General features: G+C 46.8%; 17 protein-coding genes. 3 read left to right on the top strand and 14 right to left on the bottom strand.

Annotated elements, in window-relative coordinates; all coding sequences use genetic code 11:
- Positions 1-4: 4 nt before the first annotated feature.
- The 14 genes from tssM to tssB are packed head-to-tail and all read right to left on the bottom strand — an operon-like array spanning position 5 to position 18576.
- Positions 5-3622, bottom strand: a complete 3618-nt coding sequence (gene tssM, locus BDD26_RS07095) for a type VI secretion system membrane subunit TssM (protein WP_115825996.1) — start codon at positions 3620-3622, stop codon at positions 5-7.
- The gene (gene tssA / locus BDD26_RS07090) at positions 3619-5094 is read right to left on the bottom strand and encodes a type VI secretion system protein TssA (protein WP_115825994.1); all 1476 of its coding nucleotides are present in this window, start codon (positions 5092-5094) and stop codon (positions 3619-3621) included. The genes tssM and tssA overlap by 4 nt, the downstream gene beginning before the upstream one ends.
- A 5-nt stretch (positions 5095-5099) precedes the next feature.
- Entirely contained in the window at positions 5100-5804 is a 705-nt protein-coding gene (gene vasI, locus BDD26_RS07085; protein ID WP_038269527.1) for a type VI secretion system-associated protein VasI, read from the bottom strand.
- Entirely contained in the window at positions 5801-6625 is an 825-nt protein-coding gene (locus BDD26_RS07080; RefSeq protein ID WP_038269529.1) for a Fis family transcriptional regulator, read from the bottom strand. The genes vasI and BDD26_RS07080 overlap by 4 nt, the downstream gene beginning before the upstream one ends.
- Positions 6625-9285: a type VI secretion system ATPase TssH gene (tssH, locus tag BDD26_RS07075; RefSeq protein ID WP_115825992.1), complete on the bottom strand. Its 2661-nt coding sequence runs from the start codon at positions 9283-9285 to the stop codon at positions 6625-6627. The genes BDD26_RS07080 and tssH overlap by 1 nt, the downstream gene beginning before the upstream one ends.
- A 9-nt stretch (positions 9286-9294) precedes the next feature.
- On the bottom strand, positions 9295-10074 hold the full coding sequence (gene icmH / locus BDD26_RS07070) for a type IVB secretion system protein IcmH/DotU (protein ID WP_038269533.1): 780 nt from the start codon (positions 10072-10074) through the stop codon (positions 9295-9297).
- Between the two features lie 2 nt (positions 10075-10076).
- Complete coding sequence (gene tssK / locus BDD26_RS07065) at positions 10077-11429, bottom strand: type VI secretion system baseplate subunit TssK (protein WP_115825990.1); 1353 nt, start codon at positions 11427-11429, stop codon at positions 10077-10079.
- A 2-nt stretch (positions 11430-11431) separates the two neighbouring features.
- Positions 11432-11989, bottom strand: a complete 558-nt coding sequence (gene tssJ, locus BDD26_RS07060; protein ID WP_038269537.1) for a type VI secretion system lipoprotein TssJ — start codon at positions 11987-11989, stop codon at positions 11432-11434.
- Complete coding sequence (gene tagH, locus BDD26_RS07055; protein ID WP_115825988.1) at positions 11973-13268, bottom strand: type VI secretion system-associated FHA domain protein TagH; 1296 nt, start codon at positions 13266-13268, stop codon at positions 11973-11975. Before tagH ends, tssJ begins: the two co-directional genes overlap by 17 nt.
- A 5-nt stretch (positions 13269-13273) precedes the next feature.
- Positions 13274-14326, bottom strand: a complete 1053-nt coding sequence (gene tssG, locus BDD26_RS07050; RefSeq protein ID WP_038269541.1) for a type VI secretion system baseplate subunit TssG — start codon at positions 14324-14326, stop codon at positions 13274-13276.
- Positions 14290-16137 carry a type VI secretion system baseplate subunit TssF gene (gene tssF, locus BDD26_RS07045; RefSeq protein ID WP_038269543.1) on the bottom strand — a complete coding sequence of 616 codons (1848 nt, stop codon included), beginning with the start codon at positions 16135-16137 and terminating at the stop codon, positions 14290-14292. The genes tssG and tssF overlap by 37 nt, the downstream gene beginning before the upstream one ends.
- Positions 16138-16578: a type VI secretion system baseplate subunit TssE gene (gene tssE / locus BDD26_RS07040; protein WP_038269545.1), complete on the bottom strand. Its 441-nt coding sequence runs from the start codon at positions 16576-16578 to the stop codon at positions 16138-16140.
- Positions 16579-16580: 2 nt separating this feature from the next.
- Positions 16581-18059: a type VI secretion system contractile sheath large subunit gene (gene tssC / locus BDD26_RS07035; RefSeq protein WP_038269547.1), complete on the bottom strand. Its 1479-nt coding sequence runs from the start codon at positions 18057-18059 to the stop codon at positions 16581-16583.
- A 19-nt stretch (positions 18060-18078) separates the two neighbouring features.
- Positions 18079-18576: a type VI secretion system contractile sheath small subunit gene (gene tssB, locus BDD26_RS07030; RefSeq protein WP_038269549.1), complete on the bottom strand. Its 498-nt coding sequence runs from the start codon at positions 18574-18576 to the stop codon at positions 18079-18081.
- Positions 18577-19497: 921 nt separating this feature from the next.
- Here tssB and BDD26_RS07025 point away from each other — a divergent pair.
- The 3 genes from BDD26_RS07025 to BDD26_RS07015 all read left to right on the top strand — a co-directional run bounded on the left by BDD26_RS07025 (position 19498) and on the right by BDD26_RS07015 (position 26817).
- Positions 19498-20016, top strand: a complete 519-nt coding sequence (locus BDD26_RS07025; protein ID WP_038269551.1) for an Hcp family type VI secretion system effector — start codon at positions 19498-19500, stop codon at positions 20014-20016.
- Between the two features lie 561 nt (positions 20017-20577).
- Positions 20578-22290 (top strand): ShlB/FhaC/HecB family hemolysin secretion/activation protein, encoded by a 1713-nt coding sequence (locus BDD26_RS07020; RefSeq protein ID WP_115825986.1) that lies wholly within the window; start codon positions 20578-20580, stop codon positions 22288-22290.
- Positions 22291-22389: 99 nt separating this feature from the next.
- A complete protein-coding gene (locus tag BDD26_RS07015) occupies positions 22390-26817 on the top strand; it encodes a hemagglutinin repeat-containing protein (protein WP_115825984.1) in 4428 nt (1475 codons plus the stop codon).
- Positions 26818-26873 lie beyond the last annotated feature (56 nt).

Genomic DNA, 26873 nt, shown 5'->3' with positions numbered 1-26873 from the left:
CACCTCAATAGAGGGTGTCCGGCAGTTTGAACTGGCTGAACAACCCACCGGCAAACGGGTTGTCCGATTCATCCACGTAGATGCGGTAGGTCACTTCACCACCCTCTACGCTAAAGCGTACGTCGAAGGAACCCGGCTGAACGTTGGTCAGCTTACCGCTGTTAATCAACCGTAATTGCGCCCATGGACCCACATAACTGACAGAGCGCGGTGCCTGATTGCTTCTGTCCGGCATCAGAGTCAGCTTACTTTCTGTACCAGCACGCATGGTGTTCGGCCATATCAGACGCGCAACATTACTGCGACCGTGGGTATAATCCACCAACTGACCATCAAGGTTCAGCAGAGCACGGCGTTTGTTGCCGGTCAGATTCACTGGCTCAATGGCAAACTGAGTTCCCAGTCCGTTTTGTGGTGAGAAGAAGGTGGCGCGAATACGGTTCGCATTCTCCAACTGTTTCAGCACGTCAGGACGGATCAGTTCACGACCATCCGTACCCGTGGTGAGGTTGTTTGCCACAAACGGTTTCAGGCTCTGCTTGTAGAAAGCATCCAGTGTGCCGTCAGGACGGAAGAAACGCTCAAATTCGCTTAACGGTACTTCTTCTTTCGCATTCGGATTGAACGGATAACGGCCAGCCAGATAGGTGTTGTACTGTTTGACGACAGTATCTTGCCATTCCACTTCCAGTGAGCGTACCGCCTCCATCATCACCACACGCCACGCCTGATTAGCCAGTTCTCCAACCCAGCGATCCAGCGGCTCAGGCAGGTTTTTCGCCATCTGCTGTACTTCAAAAATCGCATCACTGTTGTTCTTATCCAGACGCATCTGAACTGCTTGCAGTGCTGCCTTACCGGGAGTGGGTGAATTCTGGATAGCCAGCAGATAACGATGCAATGCCATCAATTTCTGGTAGACGCTTTGCAATGTACTGCCCTTATCACCATGCTCAATCAATACGCCGGTTTCCTGTGCAAAACTACGGCTGATATCCGTCAATAAGCTGTAATCCTTCTTCTCCAATAACGCATTTCTCTCCGTATTGCTCAATGAGCTATCGAGCATCGGCGGATTGGTGTTATCGCTCAGGATTTGTAACGCCCGTTTGATAGGCTGTTCACCACTAATCACCTGTTCAATGGCACTGATAGCCTGTGGCAAATCCTCAAAATCACGTACTTCGAGGTTGTTCATCGCTGCCCGCCATGTTGCAGTGTAATCAGCCAGGTACAGTTCAGTGATTTCACTCTCGATCCTATCCCGATCTGCTTTACTGTAATTGTCCTTACGCTGTGACGGCTCCGGTTCTTTGTATTGATCTTTATTCTTCGATAAGTTCAGCACCCAACTATCCATCTCGGTCAGCTCCACCAACTTATCACTCTGCTGAACGAAGTAATCCATGAGACCATGACGGGTGAGGAACTGAGGAATTACCAGCCGTTTTTCGTTACTGGCGACAAACACGCTGTCAAAACTCGGACCAATCTGATCACGCAGGTTGATAGGTGCTGACAGTGTATCCTGAGCCTTGATACGCAGGTTCTGATAAACCCGTTGTTTGACGGAGAGCGTACTCAGCTCCTGCTGAGCCTGTCGGATTGGTTTCGCAAACGGAGCGAAGCTATCAATGGCCTCCCGATCGCCTGCATCGCGTTTCTCTTTCCACTTAGAAAGATCCAATGCGTAATTCAGGTGAGTCAGCAATGCATCCTGTACACCACGCTGGCCATAAAACGCCTTACTCCAGCGCTCACGCATATACTGTGCCACCAATCCTTTATTACGTTTACTCTCATCTTCCATCATGCGCATGACACGCAGAATTTCGAGTTTTTCCTCACTGCCTGCCGGTGCCTTATTCAGGTCATCCAACAAAACACGCATCAGGGATGGCAGGAAATGCTGCTCCAGCAGATTCAGATACGTGTTTTCTACTTTCTTCCCTACCCGGCTGCCCTGATACAACCCCATATCCGTCAGGAAAGATTTGTTCTCGTAGTAGTTGCCGTAAGCCAGTGTTGCGTCCCGGATCGGGTTCAGCAACGGCAACTGGAGACTACCGTAGTTGTCATCACCTTTCGGGGCGGGTACAGAGAGGAATTTTTTCGCCTCTGCCAGCACTTCTTCCCCGGCCCGGTAGTTTTTCTGGTAGAAGTAATGCCAGCCACCCCACATTGTCAGTATGACCAGCGCACTAACGGTGGAGAAGGTGTACAACTGGCGGCGATTGCGACTCAGCCAGATCCGGTTTTCTGCCGCCAGATTCGGTTCTGCCAGCAATACGTCTTCAAACAGGGATTGAGTGAAGTATGGCAAAGTGTCACCCGCCGGCCATGTCGGAAACGCCTGTGTACCGAGGTGATACTGCGCCGAGGCCGATTGGGTAAATATGTCGTCCATCTGTCCCACCTGATGGGCGGAAGTCAGATAAACTCCGCGCAGCATCGGACGATGGTTTTCGTCGTTGTACAGGATGTCTTCCAGCATCTGCACGATATAACTGTACAGACCCTGGATCTGACGGGTGAAACTGAACAATGCGCTGCGTTGGTTGGCATCGACGCTGTTCAGCATCATATCCGGCATTGCACCGTTCAGGTTGTTCATCCACTGCTGCCAGAATTGTTCCAGCTCACTGCGCCATACTTTTTCATCACGGCTGCTAAGGTGATTGTTGAGACTGAAAGTGACACCGAGAATCTGATCACGCTGTTTACGATCCAGTGACTGGTACATCGCTTCGAAACCATGCAACAAGTCAATCTTGGTCATTACCAGATAGAGCGGCAACTGACTGTGGAAGGTCAGACGGATTTCTTGCAAACGCTGGTGGATTTCCCGCACGTAACGATCCCGTTGTTCGCGGTTATCTGTCAGCAAACGCAAGGTATCTACGGTCAGAATAATGCCGTTAAGTGGCTGACGCTGGCGGTTTTCCGACAACCAATTCAGCAGGGCCTCCCACAAGCGGCTGTTGATCTGCGGTTTGTCACTGTTCAGCGGAACGGGCTGGTCAATCAGACGGCCTCTGGGGTCAATGATGACTGCTTTTTCCCCCAACCAGCAACGCAGCAACAGAGGAATTTCGCCGTCCTGACGCAGATATTCTGGTGCAGCGATTTCAGACAGTTTGTAACCTTCCTTAATCAGAGAGGTTTTACCGCTTTGCTGGCTACCGATCACCATGTACCACGGACGTTCGTACAGGTAGTTGTAGGAGTCCAGATGGCGCTGTAACTGAGATTTCCAGTGATCGAGGTAACGGTCTTGGTATTCAATATCTACGCGTACCGGATCAACCACTTTCAGTTCAACGTCAAGGTTCAGTTTTTCCAGCTGACGCAAGCGACGCCATGCTTTCATGCCGATCCAACCTAGCACGGCCATAATGATAATGGCCGTCGCTAACCAACGGGCAGCAAGGCTTTCCAACGGGTAATCTTCACGTATTTTCCATTCCGGTCCCCACCACCAGACCGCTATCAGAAGCAGACAGGGAATGAGCGCCAGAATAAGTGCCGTCGCTGCCTTAAGACGCGGCATGGATTTAAATTTCCCCAGCGCCGGCAAGACCGATTTCAATTGAGAGATTGATGACAAAGAGGGCCATTTCATGGGTTAACGCTCCTGTTGGAAGCAGTATCCTTATCAAGCGAAGGGATTTTTTCAGCCCGTGTTTTTTCAACTAATAAAGACAGCAGGCTAGGTTCCCATTGAGTCAATAACATGTGTTGTCCAGTGTGTAACAAATTCCGGTAATGCTGCTGTGCCAGTGCTGTCATGCCGGCTTCTTCAAGAAGTTGAGCGTTGAGCAACTGACCATAGAATTGATCACGGGGCTCCGTGAGTTGTTGCTGGTGCTCTTCCAGCATTTTCAGGGCGGCTTCCAGCCCTTGCTGCTGGAAACATTGCCAGATAGCTTCCTGATCAGCAGACACCGAACCGCCTCCGGTTGATGCAGCCGGTTCAGGTGCCAGCCAATTCAGGGTCTCTGTAGAAATAAACGGACTCATATCGGAAAAACTTAAGGTTTTTAATACAGGTAACCGTTCTAAAAACGCATTCAGTTCGTTACGAATGGCCTGTGCAACATTTTTATAGCCCAGTTGTAACGCGGCCTGAGCCGCAATGGCGTGTCCATCCAGCCAGTAAGGCGCCAGCGTCAAACTCTGCTCGATCTGCGCCAGCAGCTTGTTATCCGCTGTCGGCAGTCTTGCCAAATAATCAGCAGTCCGATCCGCAGAAGTCGGTGCCAACGGTGTTTTGCCCGTGGTATTCGCCATGGGTGCCGTCGTGATGGTATGCCAGACGGCATGACGGCGCAGGCAATAACCGATTGCTGATTCAGGATATCGTTCACAAAGCAGATCTGAAACCGTCATCAGAGTCTGTTTCCACGCTTTTTCGCTGGAGCTATTGACGTCCACTTCCGGCATTGGTGCAATTTCATTGACCGGATGTGAATCTGTCTGATGTGAATGTGTTCCAGTCTCTGCTTTGGGTGCTGTTGATATCGCAGGAGCAGGCTGTGATGGTGCCGGGCTTGCTCCTGGCTGACGGTTATAGCGGGTACGCAGTTGATCAATTTCTTTTGCCAGATCAGGCTCACTCGCGTGCCAGCACTGTGCAAGATGAGCTAACACCCCTTGTGCATCATCCCGTTGATTTTTGCTGGATTGCTCTGTAAAGCCTGTCTGGGCAGAATCAAAACGTTTGATCACCTGCTGTGCAAGACGGCGCTTCAATAATGGTTTATTCGGCCATGCTTTTTCCCAGTAGTTTTTCACGTACTCAGTCATCAGCTCCATCGCCAGGAGCAATTCAGCAGGATGCCCAGCGTGTTGCAGGGTTCGCAGCAAGTGCACCATCAACCGGAAATCTTTGCTGGTTTCGCTGAAAAGTTGCAGAGCCTGTCGCTGGATTTCTCCGATATCCAGTGAGCCATGTGACAGCGAGCCGAATTTCATCATTTCGCCATCGATAAATTCCCATGCCGGCTCATTGTCATCCAGAGCCTTGCCAATCTGTTCGTCGGACAGTGGGGCCAGCAGGGAGCCGAACCAGTCGAATTGTGTTCTGATATCCATGTCGATTACCAACGACAGGCTTCGCGCAATGGTTTCGCGGCCTGTTCCAACTGAGAAATGTTAAAGGTTATCTGGCTACCTTGATTTGGTGTTATGGTCATCTGGTCGCTGCCCATTAAGCGTTTGATTTCATCAATCCCCGGCAAGCCACGGCTGGATTCCCATAAGTAACCACGTTCCCGCAGGAACCATTCGGTTTTGAATTGGGTTTTGTTTGTCATGATAGTGACCTCCCCCGACTCCGCCGGTTTAGGCAGAGCTACCTGTAAACGGGTGATGCGATCAATACAGCTCAGCATCAAAACAGGACGCGGTGGCGGAACTCCGATTGCAGGGGTGGTCAGGATTATCCGGGTTGTACCGTTCTCTCCCTGTGTGACGATGAAGCCGGTGGAATAATCGGTACGTTGCATTTCCTGCTCCATCGCCTGCCGCCACAAAGGCCCCATGTCTTTCAACGTCACTGGCAAAGCGTTGACCTTAAGGTTATCCAACTCCCTGTCATAACATGCCAGTCGGATAAGAGGAGATGGCTCAAAGCGGCATTGTTGCAGTGCACCCAACTGTTTTTCCTGTTGTACGACCACTTTTTGCACAACCACATCCTGTGGCTTTGACTCTGCGATTTCTTTTGCCCCAGCCATCTCCGCAAGTTTGGGATCGCCTGCCAATGACGCAAGTAATGAACTGATAATTAACACAATATTCATAATCTACACCCGTATTTTGCCAGTTTGTAAACCAACGTACGCTGAGCAATGCCCAGACTTTGAGCAATCAGTCTGGTGTCATTGCCATACTGACGCTGACGTTGAACCAACACGGCACTTTCAAATTCTTCTATGGCCTTTGGCAGATTATCGATGTGACTGTAATCCACGGAGATACTGCCTGCCCTTGAGTTTTTCGATTCACTCAGGGAGGCAAGCAGTTCATCCAATTGTTTTTCTTTTTGGCGCTGGACCTGAAATACCTGACGGATCTGGCGTAACTGTCCACGCAGTTGTTCAAGTTCCTGCAACTTTTTCAGACGGTGCTGCATGACATGGCAATAGATACCGAACATGTTTTCATTGTTGGTAAAATGGCTGACATTTTCGGCAAAAATGGCAATGACACCGCAAGCCTGTCCGTTGTAGTCAAACAGAGGAATGCCATACAACCCGCAGTTATGCGGCAACTCTGCAATAAATGTGCGGAAATGAATATCGTCAATACGTACCCCGTGATTAAGGGAATCCCATAAGGTTGAGGTTCCCTTACGCAGCACTTGTATCAATGGGTTATTGACATCATCAATATCCACATGCAGCCTGCGTGAGCTGGTTTGCTGATGTTCTGGTAAGTTCAGATCTGGCAGGTTGATGTTTGGCAAATTACAACATTCCAGCCTGTTTTCATGGATGTTAAGCAGGAAAACCAAAAGGGCATCAAAACGCGAGCTTTGGCTCACCAGCAAAAAGTGGTCAACCAGTTGTTCAATGGTGTTATTTTCCAATAACGCTAACGCGCTTTTCAGCCTCTGTTTCATTATTCTGCCTCCTCAACCTCTGCGTGGAACTCATGTTCTGTCACGGTTAAACGAATGGCACGAATTGGGATGCCTGCTGCCATTTTCTGCAATAGCAATAGTGAAACCGGCGGCAACAGTGCACCATCAATGATGGATTCCAGCATACGGGCACCGTTTTCCGCACGAGTAGCACGTTGCAGGATCTCTTCTGCCACATCATCGCTGATGGTGACTTCTGCGTTAAAGCGTTGGGACAACAGCTTGTCCAGTCTGTCCAATTTGGCCCGAATAATAGTCTTCAGCGTTTCATGGCCTAGCGGCAGGTAAGGGATCACTTCCATACGGGCCAGCAGAGCAGGTTTGAAGAATGCCGCCAGTTCCGGGTAGAGCAGATCATTGAGTTGCTCCGGTTGCCCGGCGTAATCAACAATGGTTTGGTAGCCCAGATTGGAGGTCAGGAAGAACACGATGTTTTTACAGTCAATGATACGGCCTTCACCATCTGCCAGTTCACCTTTGTCGAATGCCTGATAGAACAGGTTCAACACATCCGGGTGAGCTTTTTCCACTTCATCCAGCAAGACAACGGAATAAGGTTTCTGGCGGATAGCTTCGGTCAGCACGCCGCCTTCTCCGTATCCCACATAACCCGGAGGAGAACCGATCAGACGTGAAACGGTGTGTTTCTCCTGAAACTCAGACATGTTGATAGTGGTGAGATACTGGCGGCCACCAAACATCAGTTCAGCAAGTTGTAATACGGTTTCGGTTTTGCCGACGCCACTTGGCCCTACCAACAGGAATGCTCCCAGAGGACGCCCCGGACGACGCAGGTCAGCACGCGCGGTCAACAGGTGCTTATGCAGGTATTGAATAGCAATTTCCTGCCCTTTGATGCTCTGGCTCAAATGGACAGGCAATTCAGTCACGATTGACAGTTCGCTCTGTGACAGACGGTTCAACGGAACACCCGTCCATTCAGCGATAACAGCAGCAATCTGGGTTTTGTCCACATGCGGAGAAACCAGTGTTTGTTTTTGCTGAAGCTCAGCCAATTGTGTGTTGAGTTGGGCCAGTTTTTCGATCAGAGATTGTTCATCGGCTGGTTCTGCGGCAGTGTCTTCTTGTTCGCTCGCGTTATTTTCTTCTGCATCAGACAACAGCAAGCTGCGTAGTTCGATGATCTGCTGCACCAGTTCCTGCTGTTGCTGCCAACTGTTTTCCAGTGTGGTCAGTTGTTCCTGGATCTCTTGTTGCTGGTTTTGCAGCCCTTCCAGTCTTTCTGCATGTTCGTTCAGCCCCATCCGCTGTTCTCTTTCCAGCACATCAATTTCCATCTGCATTTGATGGAGTTCGGTCGTCAGGGAAGAAATCTGACGCGGTGGCGATGTCAGGTTAATAGCTACGCGGGCACAAGCGGTATCCAAAACATCAATCGCTTTATCCGGCAACTGACGACCAGAGAGATAACGGTCACTCAATACGGCTGAGGATTTCAGTGCTTCATCGTCGATCAGGACACCATGTGCCTGTTCGTAGATGGCTCGCAGGCCACGCATAATGATGGTTGCTTCTGCTGCGCTAGGCTCAGAGACTTTCACTAACTGGAAACGACGAGACAATGCGGCGTCTTTCTCGAAGTATTTTTTGTACTCGCCCCATGTCGTTGCAGCAATGGTTTTCAGTTCACCACGCGCCAGTGCAGGTTTCAGCAGATTGGAGATATCCAGTCCACCGGCCTGATTACCTGCCCCAATCAGGGTATGGGCTTCATCAATAAACAGGATGATTGGCACAGATGACTGATTGATTTCGGTCATGATGCCTTTGAAACGCTTTTCAAATTCACCTTTGACTGCGGCTCCCGCCTGCAACGCACCGAGATCCAGAGTCAGCAATTCACTGTTGCGCAGTTTATCCGGTACACGGTCATTGATAATCCGCAGCGCCAGACCTTCAATCAGGGCACTTTTACCTACACCAGCTTCACCTACAACAATGGGGTTGTTTTTACGGCGGCGACAAAGAATGTCGATCATCAGGTCGATTTCATTGTCACGGCACAGTACCGGATCGAGTTTGCCCTGACGAGCCTGCTCAGTCATGTTCTGGGTAAAGCGCGCCAACAGGCTGTCACTGTTTGCCGGATGTCCATTTGCCGAATAAATACCTTGCCCCGCTTTATCACTGGCACTGAAAGGCTGTTCGGCAGAGCCATTTGTCCATTCAGCAAAATTCTGGCGTAGTAGTTCACGGTTAATGACTGCCAGCAGACGCGCAGACTGCGGAGCCAGATAGCGCAGTGGGCTGAACAACAGGGCAATCAACATTACGCCACTGCGCAGCTCGGTATGCTGCATCTCGGTGGAAGCCAGCAGCCAGCTATCCTGTAACCATTCCACCAGCATTGGGGAAAAATTCGGATAAGTTTGTACAATCGCCTGATGATGTGTGACCACCTGATCGAGTTGCTCTTTCAGCAGGTCTTTATCGACGTCTGCTTTATTAAGGATCAAACGCACATCACTGAGTGGTGTATCAATCATTTGCAGCAGCAGTTGAGCAACCGTGATCTCAGGTTGCTGATGACTAACACAAGATGCCGCCGCCGCTTCCAGTGCATGACGGGCCATCGGGTTTAAACGGTTTACAAGAGTGGGCAGATCAATCTGAATCATGGCGACTTCCTATCTTAATAAGTTATTTAGCTGCTTTAATATGTCTTGAGTCTGATCACCGAGGCGGATGGCATAAAAGCTATAAATCGCAATCAGCAGACCGACGCTTATCGCAAACAGATGTTTGATTTTCAAACGCCGGCTCAGGCGATAACGCGCATCTCGCTCGTTGATATTGACATACAGCGTGATCGGCGGTGCTTCTCCACGCAGTGAGTGAAGCTGTTGCTGCAAGCGGCGGAACAGGCGATCAAAGTCATCATTTTTCTGGGTACTGACTTTGTAACGCCCGCGATAGCCAAGACAGAGACAGAGGTAAATAAACTCCAGCAGATGCTGGTAGCGCTGAGCCTCTCCCATCAGGCGTTCAAGCAATACAAAAACTTTCTCACCGCCCCAGGTTTCATTGTGGAAGTGCACCAACAGTGATTGCTTCAACCACCCATTCTGGCTGTTCCAACCGTGCCCCAATGCGGTTTCATCAATGAAGGTACACAGTACGTAACGGAATGAAACAATCGCACCGGGTTCATAACCTTTGGTTTGCAGAAGCTGCTCAATAGCGCGAATGTCAGTAACAACCTGTTGGTAAAGCTTATCTGGCAGTGCCTGATCACTCATGTCCTGCAAACGCAGTACCATCCCCAGTAAAGGAGTGGCAGCATCGATCATCGGGTTAAGACTTTCACCACGTAACGGTAGCTGGTACTGGCGCTGAAACGTTTTCAGCGTTTCAGCCTGTTTTTCAAATTTTTCCAGCGACGGACTGTCAACATTGATATCGCTCATGATTATTCCTTACCGCCCCTGATAGCCCAGAGCTGCATATCTAAGTCAGGGAAATCCCCTGAGACGTGGAACGCGATGGAATTGCCCTGCTGGATCTCTTTCCATGCCGGACTCTTCTGATCCAGACGGAAGTAGGTATATCCAGAGTGATATGGCAACTGACGGGGTGCTGCGGACAGCGCAATCAGTGGCACACCCGGCAACTGGACGCTGACCAGATCCCGGATGCGTTCCATAGAAGTGACTTTGGTTTGCTGTACGAACTGACGACGCAACTGTTCCTGCGGCGTGCTGGCGCTGATAGCCAGAACAAATTCGGCTTTGCGCAGCAAGTCGTTGTCGTGGAGTGTTGCGACACGAATACCACCTTCGTTCTGTTTCAGGGCAATTGATGTTGCACGTGGTGTCAGAACAACGTTCAGCGCATCACGGATGGCATGCATGGCGTCCTGGAAAGTATCTGTCAGATTATTGTGGTCATAGGCCAGAATATTTCCCGGCAGACGGCTTGCATCCGTGAAAGTTCTCAGTTCGCCACAAGTCTGGAGCAATTGGGTGTACAAATGCAGCGGGTGCAGGACGGTTTGCTTAGCATAATGATTGAACAAAGGTTGAACGCGGTTCAATAGTTGGAGCATCATGAATTCTGCCACATCTGCAACGCCCTGCTGACCCGGAGAGCCGATGCGTTTCGCCAATGTTCTTGAACGTTCTGTCAGTAATCCATCAATTTCCACCATGAAGCGCTTTAGTTTGTCAGCAACAAAAATGGACAGACAGGTCGGGATAAATTCGTTATCCAGAACAATTGTGCCATCTTTCTGCTTTTCTTTGATGCGGCACAGCGGAATGGCAGTGTAGGCACTCATATCTTCAGAACCCTGCATCAGTACCGGAGTTAATTGAGCAAGATTAAGAATGGAGGAGTCACCACCTTTGGTATGCAGGTCACGAATATCGCTCGGCAATTCGCGATAACGTACTGCACTCTGAATTTCAGCATCCCGATCAGCCACTTCACGTATGGTATCGCTGGACATCGGTAATGCCAGATAGACGTCTTTGCTTTTCAGATCATTGATGTTTTCAATATCCAGCGGTTTTGGCAGCAGATCCTGACTTGGTGCTGAAAATACCGTACCGTCCGGCATGATGCCGCTGGCTTCGGTGATACCGATACGTCCCAGCTTGAGCAAATCATCATTGATGCTCAGGGAGCTGAAACCATGACCGTATGCTGTCAACACGGAGACAAGACTATGAGCCAGATAATCATTGTGTTTTTGTTGTTGTTGGAAATGTTGTGGCTTGATGAATAATCCTTCGTGCCAAATCACCCGATTTTTTCCTGGCATGATTACTCCTCCTCCTCTTTTCTAAGTTCGACGTCGTTATTTCTGACATGCACCAAGATGTTGTAATGGCGACCCATGTCTTTTACCCGGATGATCTTTTTCCATTCAGACTGATTGACGCCTGCATAATGAACGATGACACCGATGTAACGGTTCTTCTTTTCCAATGTGATCGTTTCCAGAGGCTTGTATTGCCCCGGCAACAGGGTGTAATCCTGGTGATCGATGTAGTTTTTCCCCAGCGCTTTTTCGAGCTTGTCACTCTCAAGCTGGTCATAGTCGGCAGCCAGAAAACGCGAATCTTCACTGAGATAAACCAGATTCATCTCAACAGGTGCTGGTTCACCACTTTCATTGGGGTTGATATCAGGTTCAGCCAGCAATGTAATGTTGGCAATTGAGGCTTGTTCACTCGGTTTTCCCACAGGAGTGGAAGGGTCCCAAATGACCTGCCCAACTTTTTTAGTGGCGTCCCATGCGCTGCTACAGCCGTTCAGTAACATCACTGACAGCAATAAGATCCCTGTGACCCATATGCGCTGACTACCGGAACGTTTCATCACTGGTGTCCTCTAAGCCCTGACGCAGTGCGCGGTCATAAGCCTGCTCGTACACCTCGCGGAATAACTTTTCAAACCCCTGCTGGCGGCTGGAAGCCAATTCGCGGTAATAGTTGGTGTACATTTCCCACGCCCAGGACGCATCTTTGTTCCTGACCTCATTACTACGGCGATAGTGTGAGAATCGGCGGAGTAATTGTTCAGGGGAAAAGGCTTCCAGCATGGTATCCAACGCCGCGGAGATCGCTGTCCGGTTGGCCTGATAATGCAGTTGCAGGTTATGCAGGCTTTCCGCTACGGCGGCGGGTGCTGACAGGTGTACCGGACTTTTCTGATCGGAAAACATCACCTGCATGGTGGTGTCATAATCCATATTCAGACGTAGTGGGTTATCCTCAATAGGACGAAGCTGTTTATCACGTAATCCGTGTTGTTCACGCTGGAGCGCCAATAGCCCTTCGATCGCCGCTTTCATGGTCTTACCCATCTCTTGCAGAAAATCGTTGGCCTGCTGGGTGTCATGCAGAGGTAACTGTGTATCCAGCCCGCGCATCAAGGGGGTAATGGCGACATGATCAACATCCATATCTTCGTAATGCCGGTCGGAAGCTATATCCGGTAAATCAAGAAACTCCTGATCCATAACACTGCCTCGGTTATCAGAAATAGGGTTAGCAAATGGGGGGGATTGATAATGATCCGGCGGCAAAAGCTGTTCCGTATCATCGGCTTCAACCTGTGGTTGCAACGTAGTCAGGCTCTCACTATCAAGTACTCTGAGAGGATCATCGCTGAAGCGGTGCATTACAGTTGGCGCAATGCTGTCATCTTTGGCAAACACGGATTTTTGGAGCGATACACCTTCCATCATGGCATCCAGCGGATTTCTGTAACTGGAAACCAGCGCCTCCGGTGATACTGTCGAAGGATCAACCCGATCCGCTTCAGAGAAGCTGATGTGGATCTTGATGGACAAGTTACCTGCCTTAATCTGATCTCCTTGCTGTAAACGAATCAGACCGGATTGCGGTGTTAGTGGGGCATTGTTTATCTGTACCGGATCAGCAAGCACTTGCAGGCAGAATGAACCATCACGCCATTGAATAGAGAATTGTGACGGCTGGATATTGCCCTGGCTGTCCTGAACAGACCACAAGTGACTTTCACTGCTACCGACCGTACCGCCCTGTGTCGAAAACTGGTAGCTGGCGGCTCGACCGCTCTCTAACTGCTCACTGTTGAGCACCCGCAATGAAAGCGTTGGTTGATATTTTTCCATAGTCGTTATTCCATAACTGAAATTGTGACAGAGGGTTTCTTTTCTGGCTCGCCGAGAAAGCTGGTCCACCCCAGATGGTTATTCTGCTTCGCCCCCAATACCATGCCACTGACCTGGTTTTCCGCCAGACCAAGACGCAATTCCCAGGCAAACTGGCTGCGCATGACGAAAGAGATAAACATCACTAACGGGAGATAGTTCTTTCCATCCGGCAGGAATGACAGGAACCGATCACGGGCCAGGTTGTTGATACTGAGCAGAAACTTTCCGCTGTAATCCCCGATCCATGAGCCGATGGTGAAGTTCTGCCCCAATACGGACAGTTCGGTATCACCAATTTTTTGCCCTTTATTCGTGCCACCCAGTCGATTCTGTTGATCAACGGGAATGATGACTTTTCTGAATTGCCAGCCGTGCAGAGTGACATCCTGCAAATCAAAACAGTGGGAAACCAGGCTGCATATCACTTCCGGTGAACGACCGGGGCTTGCCAGCAACCCGGCATATGCCAGCATTTTGCTGTGATTGATGTTCAGCATCCGACGGTTGACATCACTTCCCAATCCCACCAGCGAGAACATGCGCTGAGAAAAGCTATCTTCCCCACCTTGCTTAAAGCAGATGTAATAGCGGTATTTCCGCCAAATCTGGTGCAAGAGCGTGATTAAGCGGTGGTTAAACAGGTTGAGGAAATCCGTCAGTCGGTTTTCGCCTTGTGCGTCTTCCCACGCCAGTGAATCCAGGTAATAACCCGGCATCGGGGATTGGCTGCCATGTAGCCCCATAAAAGAGACTTCCAGCTCAAAATACCCTTGCCTGGACTGCTTCAGTGCAATCACATCACGAGTAGGAAACGCCAGACTGGCATTGGATTTGAAACGGACAGACTCACGATCAGGCCGATCCGTCTCCCCGGTTTTTTCCCACGCTACCGCCAGCTGATTGAGTAATTCGACCAGCTGGTAAAAGTTATATCGTGAGATGTCCAATGCCAGTGGTGTGGCAGGATCCTGCTCTGTGATTACATCAACGAGTGTTGACCTATCTGTACCGGCCATTCATAACATTCCTGATTATCTAAATTGATTACCTTCAACATATGAAAAGCGTTGACGCTGGCATACAGTGAGAAAAACCGTGACAGAATCGTACTGAACAGATACAGCTCACCTTCTGAACTGAATGCCTGTTGCCGGATATACAAAGTGGAACGCAAACCACGTACAGGATGCCCGCGGAACAGGCGATCTGTCGGCTCTGTCTCAATCTTTTCAATAGCATCAAGCCGTTTCTGTGATGATCGTTTGGACTGCCGATTGTGAATACTTGGAAAATCGTAGGTACGCAGCACCTGTTTCAGCGCATCCTTATCCAGCAATGACATGTAGTTCAGCGACATATTTGACAGCAACGACCAGTGCAATCCACCATCCAGCAACGGATAAAGCGGCACTGACGGACGCGTAATATTGCGGAATGTCGCAAATGACGGGCTGCCGATAGAGGGATAATTAATGTCGCCGACACGAAGCTGCAACGGCAATTCACGGTTGGTACATGTCAGGCTGATAGAAACATTCTCTTTTAGTTTGAGCCTGAGCAGGTCTGATTCATCCCCACGTACAAATGAAATGAAATGTTCCAGCCCTCTGCGGAAAGGTGACTCTTTCACTCGCAGACGGTAATAACGCATTGAGTGTTCATCTTCGTTATCAATCTGATGATTGAAACTTTCAAACGGGGTATAAACCCGTTCACCGATACGTGCCCGACTGCGTTCACCATTTTCTCCCGTCAGCCAACTTTCAACACCATCTACAGAAAAGATGTCGTAGTTATCAGGAAAGCTATAGCTGGCCTTCAGTGGGTATTCAGTCTGACTGCCATTCAGTTCAATGGCTTCACTGTCCATCGGAAACAGATTAATAGCCGGCGTACAATGCAGACGGAAAGTATCGTGGCGAATCTTGGCTTCTGGTGGTAACGCCTGAGAAAAATGTAAATTCAGTTTGAAATCTTTAGTTTTGAGATCTTCAGGAAATTCAGGCAATCCCTTAACGTCAAAAAACAGGAAACTTTCCGCAAAACAGAAATATTCCTGCAAAATGCGATACCCCATATAAGCATTTTTGGGATAAGGCAACAGAGCATCTTCCCGTTCGAATCCAACCGGTACGAAGTCAAAATCCGGCAGAGGAATAACCGTATCACCAACAACCAATTCTGCTTTTCTAAAGTAATAGCAGAGCCAGAAATAGAGCTGAGAAGTAGTATAGTCATCACCACTCAGATAGAACCGCAATTTACCCAACTCCAGTTCATGCAGGTTCAGTTCCGTTTTCGACGCAAAATTCAGGCCAATAATCCCTTGCTCATTACTGTTATTAACGGAAATGTCCTGAATGGAGAGCGGAAAAAGCCAGACATCACGGCACAAGGTGAAAGTACAGCGGCCATGATCGTCTCTTTTGCCATTCGACTGTCCGTTCGAATACTTGTCGTTCGAGTAAATATCATCATGAGTTGACAGCGGATTACTCATAATTTGTGTGCCGCGCTTAACCTGTGTTGCTTTCGTCACAACACTCTCATCAGGGGTATATTCGATGATGGTCATGCTGGGCGTCGGACGCAGGTAATTAGGCCAGAGCATATTGAGCAAGCCGTGAGTCAATTCCGGGAACTGATCATCAATCTTTGCCCGCAGATTGCCTGTCAGAAATGCAAAACCTTCAAGCAAACGTTCAACGTCGGGATCAGAGCCTTGTTCAGACAGAAATGCGGCAAGATGAGGACGCTCAACTGCGGCTTCTTTCCCCAGTTGTCGCAAATAGTTCAGCTCATCTCTGAAATATTTTTCAAATGACATTTATTGAGTTCGCTCCAGGCAATAGCGCCGGTTGTTATCCAACTGGATGCTGAATTCCACAACATCGTTAATATCATCCAGGGAAACCTCAGCACTGATATGAAAGCTCAATAACAACGGATCTGAATCATCATTGATGGCACTGACAGAAACCGCTGATATTCTGGGCTCATAATTTCTGATGCACTCTTCTATCGCCCATTCGATACTTTGCTTGAAATCCACTGACGTAGCGGTTGCATCATTAAGATCAATGACACCCAGTTCAATGGCACTCTGGCAGGCACCAGGGCGCGTATTCAGCACGTCGTTCAAATGCTTCTTTATAGAATCAAGCAGTGCACGCATCCTTGACTGACGGGAAGAGCCGGAGCTCTTCCCTTGAATGCGCTCGAACAGACTGGCAGAGCTGCCTCTGTTCCAACTGTACAGCGCAGCCATGATTATTCCTTATCCAAACGTCCGACCAGAGACAGTTCGAAACTTGCACCCATGTATTTGAAGTGTGGGCGAACCTGCATTGCCACCTGATACCAGCCTGGATCGCCTTCAACGTCCAATACCTTGATTTCAGCGGCGCGCAATGGGCGGCGGCTACGAACGTCAGTTGGTGGATTTTCCTGATCAGCGATGTACTGTTTCAGCCACATGTTCAGTTCGCGCTCCAGATCCTGACGCTCTTTCCAGGAACCGATCTGCTCACGTTGCAATACTTTGATGTAGTGCGCCAGGCGGTTGATGATGAACATGTATGGCAACTGAGTGCCCAATTTGTAGTTGGTTTCCGCCATTTTCCCTTCGCGGGTATTTGGGAAAGTTTTTGGTTTCTGAACCGAGTTTGCGGAGAAGAATGCAGCGTTATCACTACCTTTACGCATGGTCAGAGTAATGAAGCCTTCTTCCGCCAGTTCAAATTCACGACGGTCAGTAATCAGTACTTCAGTTGGGATCTTCGCCTGAACCTGGCCCATTGCTTCATACAGATGGACTGGCAGATCGTTTACTGCACCGCCGCTTTGTGGACCGATGATGTTCGGACACCAGCGGTATTTAGCGAAGCTGTCAGTCAGGCAGCTTGCCAGCAGATAAGCGGTGTTACCCCACAGATAATGCTCGTGGTCACGGCTGACATTTTCCTGATAGTTGAAGTTCTTGATTGGATTTTCAACGGTGGAATATGGCAGACGCAGCAGGAAACGTGGCGCAGTTAAGCCCAGATAGCGAGAGTCTTCAGACTCACGCAACGAACGCCATTTGGTGTGTGACGGGCCTTCAAATGCGGATTTCAGATCTTTGATAGCCGGCAGATCAGTAAAGCTGTTAACACCGAAGAATTCAGGTGAAACAGAAGAGAGGAATGGCGCGTGAGCCATTGCTCCTACCGAACTGACATATTGCATCAATTTGATGTCAGGAGTGGTGTTGCTGAAAGCATAGTTACCAACAACGGCAGCAACAGGTTCACCACCGAACTGGCCGTAACCCGTAGAATAAACATGTTTGTAGAAACCGGACTGAATGATCTCAGGAGAGAATTCAAAGTCTTCCAACAATTCATCTTTAGTCGCATGAATAACGTTGATTTTGATGTTTTCACGGAAATCAGTGCGATCTACCAGCATTTTCAGTGAACGCCAGGAAGATTCCAGCTCCTGGAACGGCTTAGCGTGCATGATTTCATCCATCTGCTCACTCAGCTTTTTATCAAGCTCAACGATCATTTTATCAACGAGAAGTTTGTTGATAGGTTCTTCGTTAGAGCCTGTATCCAGAATACTGCCGATAAAAGCTGCTACCCCCTGTTTTGCAATATAATAGCCATCATTTTCAGGAGTCATCCTCGCTTGAGACATAATTTCATCAAGCAGAGAAGTCGTTGCGCCAGAAGCAAGTGCTGTGCTGTTTTCTTCGTGCTGAGCCATTTAAAATTCCTTTAACGAGTTATTTTTTATTGATGATTTCAAGTTCTTTCAGGAGTTGCTCACGAACGGATTCATCATCCAGCAGTGACTGCAAGCGAGCGCGAAAAGCGGGGATATTTCCCAGAGGACCTTTTAATGCAACTAATGCTTCACGCAGTTCCAGCAGTTTATTCAGCTCTGGTACTTTCTTGGCGATATTATCCGGTGAGAAATCACTCAGTGATTTAATTTCCAGATTAACTGGTAGATCTTCTTCACTATTTTCTTCAAGGCGATTAGGGACGTTAAAAGTCAGGTTGATGTTCGCCTCATTCATTACCGCATTAAAATTATTTTTATTCACGGAAACGGTCTGTCGTTCTTCAATTGGCGTATCTTCTTTCTTTCCTTTCAAGTCACCAATAACCAGAAGATTCAGAGGTAATTCAACTTCTGCGGTCTGGTCGCCGGTATTAGGAACATATTTAATATTAATTCTTTCTTTCGGAGCTACGCTACCAGGACTATTCTTACTCATATTTCAACCCTTTGGCTAATACAACCATGAACTGTCTAACAACCCATTATTGGAAAGAGAATAATTACAATGTTTAACCGTATAACAAACGCAGCAGGCCTTCCTAAAGAAATAGGCAGCGGAAGGTAACTGTATTTGCAGGAACAAATAGATTTTTATATATCAGCATATAAATAAAGATACAGAAATATTCTATCCAATCGTGGAAGTAACATCGATATAAAAAATCGTCAATAGCGAGTTTGACACTTTATTTTTTTGATGTAAAGCCAAAACACTTATTGATAACCCCCTCTATTCTAGCTTTTAGTACCTTTATGGTGTTTTCTAGAAACTTATAAATATTTTTTCCTTACAAAATAGATAAAACTTTGGTTTTACTCTCTATAAGAGTATATAGACAGATTACCTGTTAATTGTATATAAAATAATATTTTTCATATATTGTGAATAAAATATAGTCTGCAAATTTTGTGACCTATGATGATCATCAAGTATATTTTTTATTTTATTTAGATTAATTATTCTCCATTAAAAATCTTATCCAACTCATCTTTTTGACGTACTTCACACTTTATAAATGATCATAAAAATTATATCATTCAAAAATAAAAATACATTTATTATCAATACATTATATAAATCAAAAATATGAAGATTAATTTTTATACAGAGAAACTCTCTTGATTTTCATAAAAACTTAGCCATAAATATCACGACGGCAATGATTATAAAATTTTTATTTGTCATTGAATTTGAACTCATCTTGCAATTTACAAATAACTTTGCATCAGACAATTTCAGCTTTATTATTCGCCCCAAGTGTTCGGCATCGCTAATTTCATTTCATCAATGAATGGAATCATTACGCAAGGAATGAGCACTTACACTTATATTGGTAAATTTTTATAGGATATTCATATGCCAACTCCATGTTATATTTCCATCAACGGAAAAACTCAGGGTAATATCACTGCTGGCGCATTCACTGCTGAATCAGTAGGTAATATTTTTGTTCAGGGTCACGAAGACGAAATGCTGGTTCAAGAATTTGACCACATTGTTACTGTTCCAACTGATCCACAGTCTGGTCAGCCTTCTGGTCAGCGTGCACATAAACCATTCCGCTTCACCGTTGCACTGAATAAAGCAGTTCCTCTGCTTTACAACGCACTGGCTTCCGGCGAAATGTTAACAACTGTAGAACTGAAGTGGTATCGTACTTCTATCGAAGGTAAACAAGAGCACTTCTTTACTACTAAACTGATAGATGCAACTATCGTTGACATCGACTGCAAAATGCCACACTGCCAGGATCCAGCAAAATCTGAATTCACTCAGTTGGTTCGTGTTTCTCTGTCTTACCGTAAGATCGAGTGGGAACACACTACTGCCGGTACTTCTGGTGCTGACGACTGGCGCGCGCCAATTGTTGCTTAATATCTTATTCATCAGATTTTAAATAATAAGTTTTAAGCAATAAATTTTCAGCCAATGAATATTATTCATTGGCTGAATAATCCGCTCCCACATTACCTCCCCCTGTTAATTTACTTTAATTCATATTTCCCTTGTTTATATTTTATTTTTTTGTTTTTTTTTGAAAGTGAGATTTTTATCTCGTGATTATTTTCTCAATAAATAAGAATATATAAATTAATAATCACATGTACTATTAATAACCAATGTCACACTTTTAAACATGAATTTTTGAAAAACAAAATTCATGCCTTTCCACCATTCATTTGAAATTTCAGATAAATCCACTTCTCATTTGAGTTAACTCTAAATTACGCAACAAAACATAACTAAAATGGGTAATAGTAAATGGTTAAGTTAAATATATAACTATAAATAATCATATAAGACAGACTGATCCCGTTAATCAGAGCAAAATAAAATAATTTCTATGCTTTAATGATTAATTAGTGAACCATTATAACTATATCCAATAGATCTCAAATTACATTTCAACTTAACCATTGTCATTCGGGTGTTAAGATGTTTAAAAATACAGCAATCCTCATCTTATTATCTACCTCCATTCAGGTAATCGCATTGCCTGAAACTCCCGACTTTGCACTCTCTATGACTGAATCCGCTATAACGGAATCCACAATGGATGAAGCCAGAAGAACCTTACAGGAAAGTTCACGAGAAATAGGCCGGTTAATTGAACAACGCCGACATCAAGGATTCATTGATCGTACTGATACCACTGCGCCACAAACTGTATCACCCGTATTGGTTAAAGCACCACCATGCCTGGATATCAGTGGTGTTTATCTTCAGGGGATGACTCTGCTCTCTCTGGCAGATCTGGATACACTCAGTGCATTGCCCGATCATTGCATTACTAACAATGACATCAACAAACTGACAGCAGAAATCACGAATCTCTATCTTGCCAAAGGCTATATCACAGCTCGGGTACAATTTATTGCTCCCAATCACCGTGGAGAATTGGGACTCAATGTTGTTGAAGGATTCGTCGAAGCCATTGAAGGCGGTGATCACTGGGTTAACAGCCGGATGTTATTCCCCGGATTGATCAATCAACCTTTGAATCTCAATCAGTTGGATCAAGGGCTGGATCAGTCGAATCGCCTGCAATCAAACAAAACAACGCTTGATATTCTGCCCGGTTCAGTTAATGGCGGCTCTATCATCAGGCTGCATAACCGGCATTCCACTCCGTGGCGGATCACCGCAATAACTGATAACTATGGGCAAAAAAGTACCGGCAAATGGATTAACCGGCTGAATACCAGTATCGACAGCCCTCTGGGATTATCAGATTTCATCAGCTTCAGTGGTGTCAGTACTATCCCCAGAACTGCCGATAAACCCAATACCCAATATAACCGGGCTGCCACCCTGTTCTATTCACTCCCTTACGGGGCTGTGACTTTCAGCGGGTTTACCAGCTATTCCCGCTACACAAGCCGTCCAAAATTACAGAAACATTCGAGCAAACTGCATGGTAATTCACAACAGTCGGGTGTACGTATGGATTGGATATTCCACCGTAATCAATCGCAACTCTCGACGGTCAACAGCCAATTTGTCTACAAAAATTACAACAACTATTTCGGTATTGAGAAACTTAGGCACAGTAGCCAGACATTAACGGTGTTTTCACTTGGAATCAGCCACTTACAAATTACTCCCAGTGGTCTTATCACTTTTGATGCCGGTATTGAGCAAGGAACACCGTGGTTCGGTGCCCAAACCTCCACAAACAACCTGAATAAGCAATTCACCAAAGGGAAGCTATCAGTAAATTTACAGCAGCACTTCAAATTATTTGCTATGCCGTACCGATTTAATAGCCAGTTTTACGCTCAGTACAGCCCAAAAGGATTACCCAGCGTTGAGTGGCTCAATATTACCGACCGCAATACAGTGCGGGGGTTCAGCAATAACACACTTTCCGCAGATAACGGCTGGTATCTGAGAAATACCTTATCCCACTCAATACCACTGTCTGAAAGTTCACTTACCCTGCGTATCGGCGCAGATATCGGCCAGATCAAAAGCTACAACCACCAGGAACCATGGAAGAGCAATGCGGGATTAAGTGTTGGTATAGCTTTGCGCTATCAACATTTCTTTGCCGATGTTGAGATGAACCGTGGCAAAACGCTAGCCCATAAAAATAAGGGGAAGGATGAACCCATACAGCTGTTAACCCGTTTTTCTTACACTTTTTAGCTTATTAAATCATCAGATTTTTTAACCGTAGCCAGCCTGGGAGGCTTCTCCCTGGGTAGCTGCACACTCACAAGAAAGAAAGTAAACAGAGGTAATAATATGAAGAGAAAAAAGTTCAGATTATCTCCTACGGGGAAACTTGCGGCATCAATGGCAATTATTCTGACAACTTGTTCAACCAGTTTTGCCAACGGCATTACGCCCGGTGGTGATGCAGCACATCGCCCGGATGTCACCATTGCAGCAACAGGTGCTACAGTCGTCAATATCGTAGCCCCTTCCGATTCGGGTTTATCCCATAACCAGTATCAGGATTTTAACGTCAACCAAATGGGGGCTGTCTTAAATAACTCATTGGTTAATGGTCAATCGGAACTGGCCGGGCAGTTATCAGCTAACAGTAATTTGAATGAGCAGGCAGCCAGTATCATTCTGAATGAAGTGGTCAGCCGCAACCCTTCATTCTTACTCGGTAAACAAGAGATCTTCGGCATGGCCGCTGATTATGTGCTGGCAAACCCCAACGGCATCACCTGCAACGGCTGTGACTTTATCAACACAAATCAGGCATCTCTGGTTGTCGGTAATCCGTTGGTTGAAAATGGTATCCTGCAAGGATTCAAGAACTTCGATAACCAAAATGCCCTGACTATCAGAAATAATGGCTTGTCCCATAATGATATTCTGAACCTTATCGCCCCCAGAGTTGATATCAACGGCAAAGTCATCACCCAAAAAACGCTCAATATTACAATGGGAAATAACCAGATTGCCGCGGATGGCCAAATCCTGACATCACAGCAATCAGGCACGGATGCACTTGATAGTTATTACCTCGGTAGTATGCAAGCGGGACGTATTCGGCTGTTGAATACGGCGGAAGGAAGCGGAGTCAATCTGCAAGGTAAGATGACTGCCGGTGACGGTATTTACCTTACCTCCCACGGTGATGTGACATTGGAGGCTGCTAACCTGCAAGGCGGAGATATTATATTGCAGGGCAAAAACCTGCTGTCTCAAGGACGCCTTAACCGGGCTTCATCACATGAAACAGGCGATGATAACTACGATAGCCGTTTTAGTGGCGTTCATACCTCGCAAAAGCAAATTAACGAATCCATTGCCCGCACTCAACTGGCCGGTAAGAACATCACGCTGGTCGCCCGCCAGAATAATCAGGTGATGGCAACCGATATTACAGGGGATAATATCAAACTGACCGGCGCCAATCTGAAACTGGATGGTCAGCAACTTCACCAGCTTAATCGTAACGTCGACAACAAATGGCGATTATCCTGGCAGTATGATGTCACTAATGAGAATGAAAAGTACCAATATGAAGGAAATTCCCTCAATGCACAGGAAAATGTTCATCTGACCGCCAGTGAAGGCAATGCAGAAGTGCTTGGCAGTAAAATTATCGCCGGAAACCAACTTTCTATATCCGCTAAACAAGATGTAAAACTGGCTGGTTTAGTGGAATCAGAAATGACCGTTGAAACAGGCTATAAAAAGAATCACACCCTGGCGCTGCAAACCGGTAACTGGACAAAGATCAATACTACTCAGCGCAGTGTCAACAGTGAGTTGAACTCAGGGGGAGATCTTGGGATCAGCGCAGGAGCTAATGCTGAAATTATCGGCTCTCAGGTACATTCAGGCAAAAACCTGATTGTTTCAGCGGGGCAACAGGTAAAAGTCACTACGCAATCCCTCGTCAATGATCATCTCATTGAGAAAAATAAACGCTATTGGGGTGGCATTGCAGGTGGCAGCAATAAAGACAATCAGGATAAAGTGGAAACACACCATGCCTCTGACATCAAGGCAGATGGGCATTTACTGCTGACTGGAATAAATGGTGTCACCATTACCGGCAGTAAGGTAAAAGCGCAACAAGAAGCGTATGTTGAAGCTAATGATGGGCAGTTAGTCATCGATAATGCTGTCAGTCATGCCTATAAAAAGGTTGATGAGAGAAAAGGCACAATCTTTAATATCACCAAAAATTCCAACCAGGAACAAACAAACCAGCACACCAGCTCCGGTAGCCAGTTAATTTCTGATACTGACCTGAAATTACTCAGCAACAAAGATATCAATGTTATTGGCAGTCTGGCGAAAAGCGCAGGAGAGCTGAATCTGAATACATCAGGCAATATCAACATACTTGCCTTTGATGCACAAAATAAGTATCAGCAGGAGAAAACCAATCTTGACTGGCACTATTACACTAATGAGACGAAAGATAAGCAATACCGTGCTGGTGTCGGTTTTGAACATACCACCGATAACCAGAAAACCCATTCCACTACACAGCATCAAGCCGAGTTGCATGGTGGCCAACTTTCCATTAACTCAGGAAAAAATGTCACCATCACAAGCGCAAAACTGGTAACAACACAGGGTGACGCCAAAATTACAGGCGACAACATCGCACTGCTGGCAGCAGAAGATCAAACAACAACCGAGAATTCACAGACCAAAGTCCGTGGCGGTGTATTCGCTACTGGTGGCATGGATAGGATCGGAGGTGGAGCCGAGGGCGGTTATTCCAATAATGTTTATACCCAGAACCGTACCACTGCGGTAGTGTCAAACGCTCAGATCAATGGCAACCTTGAACTGAACGCCATGGGAGAACTGAAACAACAAGGCACTCAATATCAGGTACAAGGAACTTATCAGGCTAATGCGGGCAGCATCAAAAATGTTGCGACTGCCAATACAGCATCAAATTCCACAAGCCAATTACAGGTAGAGGGTGAAATCAGCGGTTCAGCCGATTACAGTGCAACGTCCCGTCCGGTGGAAAAAACGGCCAAAGCCGCAACAGACGGGAAATTGGATACCGCGATCTCAAAAACCGGATTACCAAATGCGGGTCTTGAGCTTGCCATGAATGGCAAAAGCAATAACACCAATACTTATCAATCAAATGCTGTAGTGACTACAGTCAAAGCTGGTGATATCAAAGTAACCACTAATGGAGATGTTTACGATCAAGGAACCCAGTATCAGGCAAATAAAGGCGGCATGTCACTGACTGCTGGCAGCCATACCAGTGAAGCAGCCTACAATCGTCAGAACAGCAATTCTTCTAATACTGTTGGCGACGCCCGTCTGCGCATTTACACCAGCACAGGCAGTGACCTTTCTGTCAATGGCAAAGGTAACGGCAGCTATCAGGCTGAATCCACCAGCGATAACAATGCCGTTACCAGCGGTATTAATGCCCAAAATGGTATTCATGTTCAGGTGACCAGAGACGCACGTTATCAGGGAACATCCATGAATGCAGGCAACGGCGGAACAAACGTTAGTTCTGGCGGAAATATTCAGTTCAATCAGACAACTAACCGCAGAGAACAGAACAATTACGGTCATAGTGGAGAACTTTCTCTAACTGTAGGCACTAATCCAGATGGTAAAAACTTCAGTGGCAGTGCAGGCGCAGGCTATAACACCAGCCAACAGAACAGTACCACAGCCCAAACCAGTACTATCACCGGCAGACAAGGTATCAATCTGAATGCGGGCAATAATCTGACACTACAAGGTACGAATATCTCCGGTAAACAAGTGGATTTGACTGCCCAACGTGGTGGAATTGAACTGGCTGCTGCTCAGGATACAGCTAACAATAATGGCTGGAACTTTGACGTTAAAGGCAAAGGTGGCGTATCCAGTAAAGTCCGTAACAATGAAGGTGGTGATAATACCGGAGATAATGGAGAAACAAATAACAGCATCATCGATAAAAAATACGATATTGGTGGTGAAGTTAAATTCGGTGTCGATCATCTGAACAAAGTCACTCACCATAACAGCCAGGTTTCTGGTAGTAATGTTGTATTGACCAGTGCGCAGGATACATCCCTTAAGGGAACTAATATTACCGCAGATCAAGTAACGGGTAATATCGGTGGCAACCTTAATGTTGAAAGCTTAAAAAATAGAACTGATAGCCTGAATATCGGTCTGGATGCAGGATTAGGGTATAGCAAAACTGTCAAAGGAGATGATTCCCATAAAACAACACTACCGATTGCTGACAGCAACTCGCCTGAAAGTTCACCTGAAACGGCGGTAACCAATGATGAAAAAGCCGATGCGGAAGCCCCAAGTCTGACTGATCGCCTGACCGCGGCCTTCAAAGGATATAATGGGAAACTCAAGAGTAATTACGATACTCTCGAGCAGGAAACCATTGGTGAGCAATCAACCATCAACGGTACTAACGGAGTTAATCTGGATGTCGCTGGTAAGACCCACTTAACCGGTAGCCGGATTGACAGCACGCAGGGGCAGGTATCCGTCAATACCCAGCAAATCGGGCATCAATCTGTAACAGGCTACGATAGAGGTAAAAATATGGGAGTTAACCTGCCGGATTCCATCGCAGGTCTTGCTAACGAGGCTCAGAAGGATATCTTCTCCGGCAAAATTCCTTTCGTGAAAAATGAGAGTCACAATACAGAAATACCCGCGACACATAGTGGGATCAAGGGTCACTCTTTGGATTAATTGACCTCTCTTTAATTCACTCACATCGCACATAATACATAGTACGGTAGCCGGTA

Origin of the sequence: Xenorhabdus cabanillasii (genome assembly GCF_003386665.1) — a bacterium.
GTDB classification, from domain to species: Bacteria; Pseudomonadota; Gammaproteobacteria; order Enterobacterales; family Enterobacteriaceae; genus Xenorhabdus; species Xenorhabdus cabanillasii.
This window is presented reverse-complemented; position numbering and strand designations above follow the sequence as displayed.